This is a genomic window from Pasteurella atlantica (assembly GCF_963693435.1).
Lineage (GTDB): Bacteria > Pseudomonadota > Gammaproteobacteria > Enterobacterales > Pasteurellaceae > Phocoenobacter > Phocoenobacter atlanticus.
The window spans coordinates 259185-274674 of record NZ_OY856306.1 but is presented as its reverse complement, the minus strand read 5'-3'; the positions used below and the strand labels follow the sequence as shown (position 1 = coordinate 274674).

Here is a 15490-nt window from a genome sequence, read left to right as displayed (position 1 = left end):
GTAGTGATTTTTGACTTATAGCTTGCAGAGTTGGAAAACGACACCTCGTAATTAAGAAGAGTAAATAATAATTTACTTTTTATGCCACTTCCAGCCTCTTCTGAGTGCAGGATTGTGAATTCAACTAAAGAATCAATAGTAGAGATATAAAAAATGACGTATTCCTATTCAGAGAAAAAACGTATCCGTAAAAGCTTCGGTAAACGTCAGCAAGTTTTGAATGTTCCTTATTTGTTAACAATTCAGCTTGATTCTTTCGATAAGTTTATCCAAAAAGATCCAGAAGGACAACTAGGTTTAGAAGCGGCATTCCGTTCAGTTTTTCCTATTGTAAGTAACAATGGTAGTACTGAATTACAATACGTTTCTTATGAATTAGGCGAACCAACATTTGATGTTCGTGAGTGCCAAATTCGTGGAATTACCTATGCTGCTCCATTGCGAGTAAAACTTCGTTTGGTAACTTATGATCGTGAAGCCGTTGCTGGAACAGTAAAAGATATTAAAGAACAAAAAGTATATATGGGTGAAATTCCATTGATGACAAACAATGGAACATTTGTTATCAATGGTACAGAGCGTGTAATTGTATCGCAATTACACCGTAGTCCAGGTGTATTTTTTGATAGTGATAAAGGTAAAACTCATTCATCAGGTAAAGTCCTGTATAACGCACGTATTATTCCTTACCGTGGATCGTGGTTAGATTTTGAGTTTGATCCAAAAGATAATTTATTTGCTCGTATTGACCGTCGTCGTAAATTACCCGCGACGATCATTCTACGTGCATTAGGCTATTCAACAGAAGAAATTTTAAATTTATTTTTCGATACTATTACATTTAAGATTGAAGATAATAAATTATTGATGACGTTAGTACCAGAGCGTTTACGTGGTGAAACAGCTGCATTTGATATTGAAGCAAATGGCAACGTGTACGTAGAAGCGGGTCGTCGTATTACCGCTCGTCATATTCGTAACTTGGAAAAAGATAATATAGCCCAAATTGAAGTACCAGTTGAGTATATCGTTGGTAAAGTTACAGCGAAAGATTATATTGATCTTGAAACTGGAGAAGTCGTTTGTTCTGCAAATGATGAAATTAATTTAGAATTATTAGCTAAATTGAGTGCTGCAGGTTATAAAGAAATTGATGTATTATTTACCAATGATTTAGATCACGGTGCTTATATTTCAGAAACATTACGCGTAGATTCAACAACAGATCGTTTAAGTGCATTAGTTGAAATTTATCGAATGATGCGTCCAGGCGAACCACCAACAAAAGAAGCAGCTGAAGGCTTATTTGATAATATGTTCTTCTCAACAGATCGTTATGATCTTTCTTCTGTGGGTCGTATGAAATTTAATCGCTCTTTGGATATTCCAGGAGAAGAAGGTTCAAGTATTTTAAGCAGCGATGATATCGTTGGCGTAATGAAAAAACTGATTGAAATTCGTAATGGTCGTGGTGAAGTTGATGATATTGACCATTTAGGAAACCGTCGTATTCGTTCGGTGGGTGAAATGGCTGAAAACCAATTCCGTATCGGTTTAGTGCGTGTTGAACGTGCGGTTCGTGAGCGTTTATCATTAGGCGATTTAGAGGGTGTAACTCCACAAGATCTGATCAATGCAAAACCTATTTCTGCGGCAGTGAAAGAGTTCTTCGGATCTTCACAACTTTCGCAATTTATGGATCAAAATAACCCGCTTTCAGAAGTCACCCATAAACGTCGTATTTCTGCATTAGGTCCTGGTGGTTTAACCCGTGAGCGTGCAGGCTTTGAAGTTCGAGATGTTCATAATACTCACTATGGTCGTGTATGTCCGATTGAAACCCCAGAGGGTCCAAATATCGGTTTGATCAACTCACTTTCAGTTTATGCTCGTACGAACAGCTATGGTTTCTTAGAAACACCATATCGTAAAGTTGTTGATGGTCAAGTAACGGAAGAAATTGAATACTTATCAGCAATTGAAGAAGGTCAGTATGTGATTGCTCAGGCAAATGCAAACTTAGACGAAAACTTACGTTTCACAGATACTTATGTGACTGCTCGTGGAGAACACGGTGAATCAGGTTTATTCCGTCCAGAAGATATTCAATATATGGACGTTTCACCACAACAGATGGTATCTGTGGCAGCAGCATTAATTCCATTCTTGGAACACGATGATGCGAACCGTGCCTTAATGGGTGCGAATATGCAACGTCAAGCCGTGCCAACATTACGTGCGGACAAACCATTAGTCGGTACAGGTACAGAAAAAGCCGTTGCACTTGATTCAGGTGTTGCTGTTGTAGCTAAACGTGGCGGTACAATCCAATATGTGGATGCATCTCGTATCGTCGTGAAAGTAAACGAAGATGAAACTATTGCGGGTGAGTCAGGGATTGATATTTATAACTTAATTAAATATACCCGTTCAAACCAAAATACTTGTATCAACCAAATTCCTTGTGTGAATTTAGGCGAACCAGTAGAGCGTGGTGAAATTTTAGCAGATGGTCCTTCAACAGATTTAGGTGAATTAGCCTTAGGTCAAAATATTCGTGTGGCATTTATGCCTTGGAATGGATATAACTTTGAAGACTCAATGTTAGTTTCAGAGCGTGTGGTTCAAGAAGATCGTTTCACAACTATCCATATTCAAGAATTATCTTGTGTGGCACGTGATACGAAACTTGGTTCAGAAGAAATCACAGCGGATATTCCAAACGTAGGTGAATCTGCATTAAGCAAACTTGATGAATCAGGAATTGTTTATGTGGGAGCTGAAGTAAAAGGTGGCGACATTTTGGTGGGTAAAGTTACACCAAAAGGCGAAACTCAATTAAGCCCAGAAGAAAAATTACTACGAGCGATCTTCGGTGAAAAAGCATCAGACGTAAAAGATTCATCATTACGTGTACCAAACAGCATTTCAGGTACCGTTATTGATGTTCAAGTCTTTACCCGTGATGGTGTAGAAAAAGATAAACGTGCATTAGAAATCGAAGAAATGCAGTTGAAAGAAGCGAAGAAAGATTTAGTGGAAGAATTAACCATTCTTGAAGCTGGCTTATTCTCTCGTGTTCGCAACTTGTTGATTGTAAGTGGTGTATCAGACGCTGAACTTGATAAAACACAACGTGAAAAATGGTTAGAGTTAACCATTGATGACGAAGAAAAACAAAATCAACTTGAACAACTTGCTGAGCAGCACGAAGAGTTACGTAAAGAATTTGAACGTAAGTTAGAAATCAAACGTAACAAAATTATTCAAGGCGATGATTTAGCACCAGGTGTGTTGAAAGTGGTTAAAGTTTACCTTGCGGTTAAACGCCATATTCAACCTGGTGATAAAATGGCGGGACGTCACGGTAACAAAGGGGTTATCTCAAAAATAAATCCTGTGGAAGATATGCCGTATGATGAAAATGGTCAGCCTGTTGAGATCGTATTAAACCCATTGGGTGTACCATCTCGTATGAACATCGGTCAGATCCTTGAAACTCATCTAGGTTTAGCGGCCAAAGGTATTGGTGATCAAATCAACCAAATGCTTAAACAACAACAAGAAATTGCTAAATTACGTGAGTATATTCAAAAAGCGTATGATTTAGGACAAGGTGTGCAAGTTGTTGATTTAAATACATTTAGTGATGAAGAAGTTATGCGATTAGCAGAAAATCTTCGTAAAGGTATGCCACTTGCCACTCCAGTGTTTGATGGTGCTTATGAGAGTGAAATTAAAGGCTTATTAGAATTAGGCGGATTGCCAGCATCTGGTCAGATTACTTTATATGATGGTTGTACAGGTGAAAAATTTGAACGTCCAGTAACAGTTGGTTATATGTATATGCTGAAATTGAATCACTTAGTTGATGATAAAATGCACGCACGTTCAACGGGTTCTTATAGTCTTGTTACTCAACAGCCATTGGGTGGTAAAGCACAATTTGGTGGTCAGCGTTTCGGAGAGATGGAAGTATGGGCATTAGAAGCTTATGGTGCCGCTTATACCCTACAAGAAATGCTTACGGTTAAATCCGATGATGTGAATGGTCGAACTAAAATGTATAAAAACATTGTGGATGGCTCACACCATATGGAACCAGGTATGCCAGAATCCTTTAATGTAATTACGAAAGAGATTCGTGCATTAGCCATTGATATGGAGTTGGATGAATCAAAGTAATCTAAATATTACTTTAAAGCGGTAAGATACTCTTAAAAATTTGCAAATTTTTGAAAATATCTAACCGCTTCCAACAAAATAAAATTTCATTGTTTAAGGCATTGCCTTAAATAAACTTTAATTCCTTGTCAGGAGTAGAAAGTGAAAGACTTAGTAAAGTTTTTAAAATCACAATCTCAAACAAATGATGATTTTGATGCAATTAAAATTGGTTTAGCGTCACCAGATAAGATCCATTCGTGGTCTTTTGGAGAAGTGAAAAAGCCAGAAACAATTAATTACCGAACATTTAAGCCAGAACGTGATGGTCTTTTCTGCGCACGTATTTTTGGACCAGTAAAAGATTATGAGTGTCTTTGTGGAAAATACAAACGCTTGAAACACCGTGGTGTAATTTGTGAAAAATGTGGTGTTGAAGTTACCCAAACTAAAGTGCGTCGTGATCGTATGGGTCATATTGATCTTGCGTGTCCAGTGGCTCATATTTGGTTTTTAAAATCATTGCCATCTCGTATTGGTATTATTTTAGATATGCCATTACGTGATATTGAACGTGTGCTTTATTTTGAATCTTATGTGGTTGTAGAGCCAGGTATGACTGATCTTGAAAAAGCACAGTTATTAACAGAAGAACAATTCTGGGAAGCTGAAGAGCGTTGGGGTGACGAATTTGAAGCAAAAATGGGTGCAGAAGGTATCCAAGATTTACTTCGTGAGTTAGATTTAGATCACGAATGTGAAATGTTGCGTGAAGAATTACAAGAAACCAATTCAGAAACCAAACGTAAAAAAATCACCAAACGTTTAAAAGTATTGGAAGCTTTCCAGTATTCTGGTAATAAACCAGAGTGGATGGTATTAAAAGTATTACCTGTATTACCACCAGATTTACGTCCATTAGTGCCACTTGATGGTGGTCGTTTTGCAACATCAGATTTGAATGATTTATACCGTCGTGTAATCAACCGTAATAACCGTTTAAAACGTTTATTAGATTTAGTTGCACCAGACATCATCGTACGTAACGAAAAACGTATGCTACAAGAGTCTGTAGACGCATTATTAGATAATGGTCGTCGTGGTCGTGCAATTACGGGTTCAAACCGTCGTCCACTTAAATCATTAGCGGATATGATCAAAGGTAAACAAGGTCGTTTCCGTCAAAACTTATTAGGTAAACGTGTAGATTATTCAGGTCGTTCGGTAATTACCGTAGGTCCATATTTACATTTACACCAATGTGGTTTACCGAAAAAAATGGCGTTGGAATTATTCCGTCCATTTATTTACTCTAAATTAGAAGGTCGTGGCATTGCTTCAACAATCAAAGCGGCGAAGAAAATGGTTGAGCGTGAAGAGCCGATTGTTTGGGATATCTTAGCAGAAGTTATCCGTGAACACCCAATCTTATTAAACCGTGCACCAACACTTCACCGTTTGGGTATCCAAGCGTTTGAACCATTGTTGATCGAAGGTAAAGCGATTCAGTTACACCCATTAGTTTGTGCGGCATTCAATGCGGACTTCGATGGAGACCAAATGGCGGTTCACGTACCATTAACACTTGAAGCTCAATTGGAAGCGCGTGCGTTAATGATGTCAACCAACAACGTGTTATCTCCTGCAAATGGTGAGCCAATTATCGTACCTTCTCAGGACGTTGTATTAGGTCTTTACTATATGACGCGTGAAAATATCAATGCGTTAGGTGAAGGGATGTATTTCTTAGATCCACGTGAAGCCGAAAAAGCGTACCGTACAGGTCAAGCAGAATTACACGCACGTGTTAAAGTTCGTATTACGGAATATCAAAAATCAGAAAGTGGTAACTATGTTGCAACAACGAATTTAGTCGATACAACTGTGGGTCGTGCAATTTTATGGATGATTGCACCAAAAGGTATGCCATTTGCACTGTTTAACCAAACATTAGGTAAAAAAGCCATTTCAAAATTAATTAACGAAAGCTATCGTCATTTAGGTTTGAAAGAGAGTGTTATTTTTGCTGACCAAATTATGTATACCGGTTTTGCTTATGCGGCACGTAGTGGTGCATCAGTGGGTATCGATGATATGGTTATTCCTGATGAAAAACAATCGATTATTTCAGCAGCAGAAACGGAAGTTGCGGAAATTCAAGAACAGTTCCAATCAGGTTTAGTTACGGCAGGTGAGCGTTACAATAAAGTCATCGATATTTGGGCAGCCGCTAATGAGCGTGTTGCAAAAGCGATGATGGAAAATCTTTCAACAGAAGAAGTTAAAAACCGCCAAGGTGAAATAGAAATACAACCTTCATTCAATAGTATTTTTATGATGGCAGATTCAGGAGCACGTGGTTCAGCAGCTCAGATTCGTCAGCTTGCAGGTATGCGTGGTCTGATGGCAGCACCAGATGGTTCGATCATCGAAACACCAATTACGGCAAACTTCCGTGAAGGTCTAAATGTACTTCAGTACTTTATCTCAACCCATGGGGCACGTAAAGGTCTTGCGGATACAGCACTTAAAACAGCAAACTCTGGGTACTTAACCCGTCGTTTAGTTGATGTGGCACAAGATTTAGTGATTGTTGAAGATGACTGTGGAACAGATAAAGGTATTGTAATGACACCGCTTATTGAAGGTGGTGATGTTAAAGAACCATTACGTGAGCGAGTATTAGGACGAGTAGTTGCCGAAGATGTTGTTAAACCTGGAACAGAAGAAATTTTAATTCCTCGCAATACATTACTTGATGAAAAATGGTGTGATGTGATTGATGTTGAATCTGTTGATGTAATTAAGGTTCGTTCAGTAGTAACTTGTGATACAGACTTCGGTGTGTGTGCAAAATGTTACGGACGTGATCTGGCTCGTGGTCATATCATCAACCAAGGTGAAGCAGTTGGGGTTATCGCAGCACAATCAATCGGGGAACCGGGTACACAGTTAACGATGCGTACGTTCCATATCGGGGGTGCGGCATCAGCAGCAGCGAAAGAATCTAGCGTTCAGGTGAAAACTGCAGGGACATTAAAACTGGCGAACGCAAAATTTGTAACTAACAAAAATGGTAAACTCGTCATTACTTCTCGTACTACTGAAATAACGGTTATTGATGCCTTTGGTCGTACTAAAGAGAAATATAAAGTGCCTTATGGTACTATTCTTTCTAAAGGTGATGGAGCAGAAGTTGAAGCGGGTGAAGTCGTTGCAAACTGGGATCCTCACGCATTACCAATTATTGCAGAAGCTAGTGGTTTTATTCAGTTTAGCGATGTAATTGATGGTGTGACTGTTACTCGTCAAACGGATGAGCTGACAGGTTTATCATCCATTGTTGTACAAGATGTTGGTGAACGTACTGCTACAGGTAAAGATTTGCGTCCAGCATTAAAACTGGTGGATAAAAAAGGCAATGATGTATTGATTCCAGGTACCGATGTGCCAGCTAACTATTTCTTAGCCGGTAAATCTATTGTTAGCTTAACAGATGGTGCTGAGATTTCAGTGGGTGATGCGTTAGCTCGTATGCCACAAGAATCTGTGGGAACTAAGGATATTACAGGGGGTCTTCCTCGCGTAGCAGATTTATTTGAAGCACGTAAACCAAAAGAACCAGCAATCTTAGCAGAAATCTCAGGTATTATTTCATTTGGTAAAGAAACCAAAGGAAAACGCCGTTTAGTGATTACACCAGCAGAAGGCGAAGCATATGAAGAAATGATTCCAAAATGGCGTCAGCTTAATGTGTTTGAAGGTGAGATGATCCAACGAGGTGATGTAATCTCCGATGGTCCTGAAATGCCTCACGATATCTTACGTTTACGTGGTATTCACGCAGTAACGGATTATATTGTAAACGAAGTGCAAGAAGTTTACCGCTTACAAGGGGTAAAAATTAACGATAAGCACATCGAGGTAATTGTTCGTCAGATGTTACGTAAAGGAATTATCACAAACGCATATGACTCTGAATTCCTAAATGGAGAACAGGTTGAAGTGGCACGAGTGAAAATTGTGAACCGTAAACGTGAAGCAGAAGGTAAACCATTGGTTGAATATCAACGTGAATTATTAGGTATTACCAAAGCATCACTTGCAACAGAATCCTTTATTTCTGCTGCATCGTTCCAAGAAACAACACGTGTGCTTACTGAAGCCGCTGTTGCGGGTAAACGTGATGAATTACGAGGCTTAAAAGAGAACGTAATTGTTGGTCGTTTAATTCCTGCGGGTACTGGTTTTGCGTATCACCAAAAACGTGCTCAGAAACGTTTACAAAGTGAAGTTAAGCTAGATCTAACATCAGTAGCGATGTCTGAAGAGCAACCTGTTGTAATTGCAACAGAGCAATCTTCTGCAACAGATGAAGCAGCTCAAAGTTTAGCTGCGTTATTAAATGCAGGTTTAGATAATTAATTGAATTGATATCTAAATAATATAAATAAACCCTTTACTAAAACGTAAGGGGTTTTTTTATAGATTTTATATTGATTTTAGAAAATTAATAGCTTAGATTAAAAAGAGCAAGATGATAAATTTTAAAAAATTATAGGATATTATTATGAGAAAAAATTATATTGATTGGGATTGCTATTTTATGGGGATTGCAATCCTATCAGCAATGAGAAGTAAAGATCCTAATACTCAGGTGGGGGCTTGTATTGTGAATCAAGATCACCGAATAATCGGAGTAGGATATAATGGCTTTCCTGCTGGGTGTAAAGATGAGGATTTCCCTTGGGCAAGAGAAGGTGATTTACTTGATACCAAATACCCCTATGTTTGCCACGCAGAACTTAATGCCATATTAAATAGTATTAAATCCTTAAAAGATTGTATTATCTATGTTGGGCTTTTTCCTTGTAATGAATGCAGTAAAGCAATCATCCAAAGTGGCATTAAAGAAGTGGTCTATTTATCAAATAAATATGCACATACGGATACTCAAAAAGCATCACAGAAAATGCTTGATAGTGCAGGGGTAAAATATCGACAATTACAAACGGAAAAAGAGAAGATAGAACTTTATTTTGATAAATGATAGCGGTGAGATGTTAAAGAAAATTTACAAAATGCAAAATAACAGATTGAAAATACTAAGCTTATTTATTGCAAATTGAGAGACTATAAAAATAACTGTGTATCTGCTTTAATATACAAAAAACATTAAGGTGGATACCAATATGAAAAAAGTAAATTTAACCAACCAAATCGATGCACTACTTAAACAACTAGATTCTCAAGAAGATATCGCAAATGCGACTCAGCTATTGCACAAACGTTTCTTTGAGAAATCTCTCAATGCTGAATTAGATGCACATCTAGGCTATCAAAAGAATGGCACACGTAAAGGAAGTAACGCTAGAAATGGCGTTACAACCAAAACAGTATATTCTGAAGAGGGGAAGTTCTCTATCGATACCCCACGTGATAGAGAAGGAACTTTTGAGCCTGAAATTATCAAAAAACGACAAACAAGAGTCCCCACTCTAGACTTAAAAATTATCTATTTATATTCACAAGGAATGAGTACCCGTGAAATCACTGAAACCTTGTCAGACCTTTATGGGACTGAAGTCTCACCTACACTGGTATCACGTGTGACAGATGCACTATTAGATGATGTTATAGAGTGGCAATCTCGCCCGCTTGATGAGGTCTATCCTATTGTTTATTTGGACTGCATCGTTGTCAAAGTCCGTCAAGATAAACGTGTGATTAATAAGGCAATTTACCTTGCCTTAGGCATTAATATGCAAGGACAAAAGGAGCTTTTAGGCTTGTGGATATCTGAAAATGAAGGGGCTAAATTTTGGTTAGGGGTGCTGACTGAATTACAAAATAGAGGTGTAAAAGATATCCTTATTGCTTGTGTAGATGGTTTAACGGGCTTTCCTGATGCGATTAATGCCGTTTATCCAAAAACAAAAATCCAGCTTTGTATTGTCCATATGGTGCGTAATTCAATGAAATATGTACCTTATAAGGATTATAAAGCGGTAGCTCGAGATTTAAAGAAAATTTATCAATCTGCAACGGAAGATGAAGCGTTACAGGAATTAGAAAATTTTGCGAATACTTATGACGATAAATATCCGCAAATATCACGGTCTTGGTATAAACACTGGGATAAGCTGAATACCTTGTTTAACTACCCTGAAGATATAAGAAAAGCCATTTATACGACGAATGCTATTGAGTCTGTAAATAGTGTTATTCGCAAAGTCATCAATAAGAGAAAATTATTCCCAACGGATGATTCTGCGAAAAAAGTCGTTTATCTGGCTATTCAAAATGCCTCTAAAAAATGGACAATGCCAATTAGGGACTGGAAATTAGCACTCAATAAGTTTATGATTGAGTTTGATGATCGCTTAGCTGATTATAGCAATAGCATTATAATTTGACATAACAATTCCTCCTCTCTCATTACGAAATAATCTAAAACAAAGTGGCACAGAATTATTTTATTATGCCACTTTATACTATCTTTGCTATATCTTTAACTAACTTTAACTAAAGTGCAGTTACACAGTTTAAGAGACAGTCTCCAAATTGAGTTTTTTATACTAATTCACTTTTAGAAAGAAAAATACTCGATATCACAAGCATTATATCTCTTAATACCAATTTTCGTTGTAAGTTTATGACAAGTTGTAGAATGTTCTTTTATCAAAGAAATAATATTCCAAAATATTGGATTTTTCTTCAATGGTTAAATTTTTTGTTTTTGTATTCATTCATAAAAGTTACTTAACGTCTTATTATATAATCCTTTAAGTAACTTTTTAGCGTCATTTTCTATATTTATTGAACCGTTAAAGTATTTTTTGCCTTTAATTTAATGTGTGGGTTTGGAATAATTTCAATACCTTCTGGTGTTTTTTCCAAAGCAATACTTAAGACTTCATCAATAGTTTCAACTGGATGAATAGCTAAATCTTGTTTCGCTTTATCAGGGATATCTTCCAAATCTTTTTCATTTTCTTTTGGAATAATTACTGTCTTGATACCACCTCGATGTGCTGCAAGTAATTTTTCTTTTAAACCACCGATAGGTAATACTTTACCTCGTAAGTTAATTTCACCCGTCATCGCAACATCTGCTCGAACAGGGTTACCTGTTAAAGTAGAAATTAGAGCTGTACACATCGCTATTCCCGCACTCGGGCCATCTTTAGGCGTTGCACCATCTGGGACGTGTACGTGAATGTCACGTTTTTCATAAAAATCAGAAGCAATTCCTAATTTTTCAGCACGTGAACGAACAACGATCATTGCAGCTTGGATTGATTCTTTCATTACATCACCTAAAGAACCTGTAAATGAGAATTTGCCTTTACCGATGACTGAAGCAGTTTCAATAGTGAGTAAGTCTCCACCAACTTCTGTCCACGCCAATCCAGTTACCTCACCAATGCGGTTTTGAGAATCCATTTTGCCATAATCAAAACGTTTCACACCTAAAAATGCATCAAGGTTATCTGCATTAACAGTGATTGATTTTAGTTTTTTATTTAGTACTAATTTTTTTACTGCTTTTCGACATATTTTTGCAATTTCACGTTCTAAATTTCGTACACCAGCTTCACGTGTGTAGTAACGAATGATATCTAAAATAGCACTATCTTCAATATTTAATTCGTTTATTTTTAAACCATTATTCTCTTTTTGTTTTTCAACTAAATGTTTTTTAGCAATGTTCATTTTTTCATCTTCGGTATAACCAGAAAGACGAATAACTTCCATTCTGTCTAATAAAGCAGGTGGAATATTCATTGAATTTGAGGTTGCTACAAACATTACATCAGAAAGATCATAATCTATTTCTAAATAGTGATCATTAAAGGCTTTATTTTGTTCTGGATCTAGTACTTCAAGTAATGCAGACGCTGGATCGCCTCGCATATCTTGAGCCATTTTATCAATTTCATCTAGTAGGAAAAGCGGGTTTTTCACACCAACTTTTGCCATTTTTTGAATTAATTGCCCCGGCATTGAGCCAATATAAGTACGGCGATGACCTCGAATTTCAGCTTCATCACGTACACCACCTAAAGCCATACGAACATATTTACGTCCTGTAGCATTAGCAACCGATTGTCCTAGTGAGGTTTTTCCTACCCCAGGAGGTCCTACCAAACATAAAATAGGTCCTTTTAATTTATTTAATCGAGTTTGTACTGCGAGATATTCTAAAATACGCTCTTTAACACGTTCTAAGCCGTGATGATCTTTATCTAATATCTCTTGTGCTTTTTGCAAATTTTTCTTTACAACTGACCGCTTATGCCAAGGCACTTGTAGTAACCAATCAATGTAGCCACGCACAACCGTTGCTTCTGAAGAGCCTTGAGGCATCAATTTTAATTTTTTTAGTTCATTTTCCGCTTTTTCTTTAGCTTCTTTTGGCATTTTTGCTTTTGTAATTTTTTCTTTAAGCTGATCTAATTCTGTTGCTTCTTGATCTTCACCATTACCTAGCTCTTTTTGGATTGCCTTAATTTGCTCATTCAAATAGTAATCACGCTGATTTTTTTCCATTTGTTGTTTAACACGATTACGGATACGGCTTTCTGTTTCTAAGGTATCCATTTCTGTGACCATTGTGATGAGTAAAGCCTCAAAGCGAGCAACAAGATTAATCTCTTGTAACAACTCTTGTTTACGATTAGTTGGCGCAATTAAATTTGCTGCGATAGTATCAGCTAAACGTTCCTCAAAAGTGATTTTTTTCAATTTTGGTAAAATATCAGGGGATATTTTCTTATTATTTTTTATATAGTTCTCAAATTCCACTAATGTTGTTCTTGCAATAGCTTGCAATTCATTTTGTTTATCCTGAGTCTCTGAAATTAATGGTTCAACATTTGCTATCAGTCCATTTTTACTATCACTTGCATAGTTTATTTTAGCGCGTTGTTGTCCTTCAACGAGCACTTTTACTGTGCCATCAGGTAAGTTAAGCATTTGAATAATATTTGCGATTACACCAACATCATAAAGTTCGTTTATCTCAGGATCTTCACTGCTAGGATCTTTTTGAGTGACTAAAAACAATTGCTTGTTATTTTCCATTGCGGCTTGCAAACTTTGAACGGATTTTTCTCGCCCAACAAAAAGCGGCATTACCATAAATGGAAATACTACAACATCTCTTAATGGAAGCATTGGTAAATTAATGATATTTTTCTTTTTTGCCATAAATTAAACTCTTTCTATTTAGGAATTAAACTATTATGGGGGTAGATTTTAATAACTCAAGTAAAAAATGAGTTATGGATACATTTCTACACATATTTATAGATTAAAATGGTAAAGCTGACAGTGATCATAACGGACATTAATACTTTAGCATAAGTAGGAATACGCCGTGTTTCATTCCAATCCCTTAATGGTTTACCTAAAATAGGATGATTAAGTAACCATAAATGAAAACGTGATGAACTATGAGAAAAGCAGATTAGTGCAACAAGTAAAAAAGGGGTCGTTGGCATTAAAGGAACGATTATTCCAATAATACCCAAAGCAACAAAGAGCCATCCTAAAGTAAAGAAGAGTATTGTTTTGATATTGTATTTAACCATAAATTATTATTTTTTAAGTTTGCCTCAAATTTTTATGCATTATATCATTTACTTCCTTATAAAAGGAAATGATTATAAATTACAATAAACAATAGTTTCATTTTTTAGGAAAATGATTTAAGTTGATGATAAAAAGGATTTTTTTTAATCACCTAATTTAAATTAGTAAAAATTTAGTTTGACACTAATTTAAATATCCGTAGAATACTCTCCAGTTTCTATTATGTAATTCAATTACATATATTTGAAGCGGGAATAGCTCAGTTGGTAGAGCACGACCTTGCCAAGGTCGGGGTCGCGAGTTCGAGTCTCGTTTCCCGCTCCATTCTATACTCAATATGATGGTACGCTAGCAAAGCGGTTATGCACTGGATTGCAAATCCATGTAGCTCGGTTCGACTCCGGGGCGTACCTCCATTTTTTACTTTAATCAAAAAACTCCAATATTTTCCAAGTAGTCTATAAAAATTTGCAGAAAAAGGGATTTCTAAGCTGTGTATGCCACAGGTAACATAGTTCTAGTGCTGATGCAATTTATACAGCATTTCTAAGCTGTGTATGCCACAGGTAACGATTTAATCATAGAATGGCAAAATCAATTGAGATTTCTAAGCTGTGTATGCCACAGGTAACATCCAACAAGTGGCTTTATTTTCAAAAACAAATTTCTAAGCTGTGTATGCCACAGGTAACATATTTAGAATAACCCTACTGCTAATTTAACTATTTCTAAGCTGTGTATGCCACAGGTAACCGTCAATAGTTGAAAGAGTCTTACCAGCACCATTTCTAAGCTGTGTATGCCACAGGTAACAGAAAAAGAAAGAAATAAAAATAGAATAATTATTTCTAAGCTGTGTATGCCACAGGTAACCTAATAAAATATAATCATTCAAGCCAATTTTATTTCTAAGCTGTGTATGCCACAGGTAACCAGACGTTTTAAATCCAAAACCCTTATTTATCAACATATCATAGAGAAATTATCAAAAATACCTTCCAAAGAACCAAACACCCTAACTATCTGATAATTAAGGTGTTTTTGTTTGGACTAAAAATAAAGGGTATTTTACCAATTTGGGACAGTTGTTGTGCTACTTAATCCATAAGTATTAAATTGTCCAGATTGATACGTATCTACGTCTATTTGCTCAATTTGTAAAGAAAATTCATTTTGATTACTTTCACTCTTTAATTTGATATAAGGGCGTAATTCAAGAGGAGGATTATAATAACGGATCAATGCCTTTTCTCGACTTAAATTTTTTTGTTGCATAATTTGTGCAATTCGCTCAGTCTTAACCTCATCAAAAGTTTTGTTATGGCGTTTTGCATAACGACGAACTTGACGATCTCGATTTTTTTCCTGTCGGAAACGTTTGACACAAATATAACTTACCTGTTCGGGTACGGCTTTAATACTAGAACAATGAACATAATCAGCAAGGCGTTCCAGCCATTTTTTAAAATCTAACTGTTCGAGTTCCTGTTGTGTTTGAGCAAAAATACGTAGTTTTGATCCTAAAGTAGCAACTGTTTTCCCTTCTTTTTCAAAACATCGATATTCAGGGAAACTGACGCCGATATCTGATGTTTTTGCACTCTCCCCATTTACTTTTTTAGCTTGTTCAACCAATGCTAAATGGAGTTGAGTGAAAGTTTTTGACCAAATAAAATAAAGAGAAATATCTGCATTTTTGATCAAGGTAATTTCTTGGTAGTAATTCATT

Annotated in this window: 7 protein-coding genes, 2 tRNA genes and 1 CRISPR repeat array; of the genes, 6 read left to right on the top strand and 3 right to left on the bottom strand. The window is 36.4% G+C overall.

The window, feature by feature from the left end; genetic code table 11:
• Positions 1 to 153 precede the first annotated feature (153 nt).
• From rpoB to U9966_RS01230, 4 genes are all read left to right on the top strand, one after another.
• Positions 154 to 4185, top strand: a complete 4032-nt coding sequence (gene rpoB / locus U9966_RS01245) for a DNA-directed RNA polymerase subunit beta (protein WP_306346790.1) — start codon at positions 154 to 156, stop codon at positions 4183 to 4185.
• A 141-nt stretch (positions 4186 to 4326) separates the two neighbouring features.
• Positions 4327 to 8589, top strand: a complete 4263-nt coding sequence (gene rpoC / locus U9966_RS01240) for a DNA-directed RNA polymerase subunit beta' (RefSeq protein WP_306346789.1) — start codon at positions 4327 to 4329, stop codon at positions 8587 to 8589.
• 145 nt (positions 8590 to 8734) lie between these two features.
• Complete coding sequence (locus U9966_RS01235) at positions 8735 to 9214, top strand: deoxycytidylate deaminase (protein ID WP_229577165.1); 480 nt, start codon at positions 8735 to 8737, stop codon at positions 9212 to 9214.
• 142 nt (positions 9215 to 9356) lie between these two features.
• Positions 9357 to 10580, top strand: coding sequence for an IS256 family transposase (locus U9966_RS01230; protein ID WP_306346788.1), 1224 nt, complete (start codon positions 9357 to 9359; stop codon positions 10578 to 10580).
• A gap of 400 nt (positions 10581 to 10980) precedes the next feature.
• Here U9966_RS01230 and lon read toward each other — a convergent pair whose 3' ends face one another.
• Both lon and U9966_RS01220 read right to left on the bottom strand, forming a co-directional pair.
• Complete coding sequence (lon, locus tag U9966_RS01225; RefSeq protein ID WP_306346787.1) at positions 10981 to 13377, bottom strand: endopeptidase La; 2397 nt, start codon at positions 13375 to 13377, stop codon at positions 10981 to 10983.
• A gap of 86 nt (positions 13378 to 13463) precedes the next feature.
• Positions 13464 to 13760 (bottom strand): YbaN family protein, encoded by a 297-nt coding sequence (locus U9966_RS01220; RefSeq protein WP_306346786.1) that lies wholly within the window; start codon positions 13758 to 13760, stop codon positions 13464 to 13466.
• A gap of 249 nt (positions 13761 to 14009) precedes the next feature.
• Between U9966_RS01220 and U9966_RS01215 the strand changes: the two genes are divergently transcribed.
• Both U9966_RS01215 and U9966_RS01210 read left to right on the top strand, forming a co-directional pair.
• Positions 14010 to 14085, top strand: a tRNA-Gly gene (locus U9966_RS01215).
• 18 nt (positions 14086 to 14103) lie between these two features.
• Positions 14104 to 14177: transfer RNA gene (locus U9966_RS01210), tRNA-Cys, on the top strand.
• Between the two features lie 66 nt (positions 14178 to 14243).
• Positions 14244 to 14694: a CRISPR direct-repeat array (repeat unit 29 nt; unit sequence ATTTCTAAGCTGTGTATGCCACAGGTAAC).
• A gap of 135 nt (positions 14695 to 14829) precedes the next feature.
• On the opposite strand, the gene cas6f is transcribed toward U9966_RS01210, so the two are convergent.
• Positions 14830 to 15489 (bottom strand): type I-F CRISPR-associated endoribonuclease Cas6/Csy4, encoded by a 660-nt coding sequence (gene cas6f / locus U9966_RS01205; protein ID WP_306346785.1) that lies wholly within the window; start codon positions 15487 to 15489, stop codon positions 14830 to 14832.
• Position 15490 lies beyond the last annotated feature (1 nt).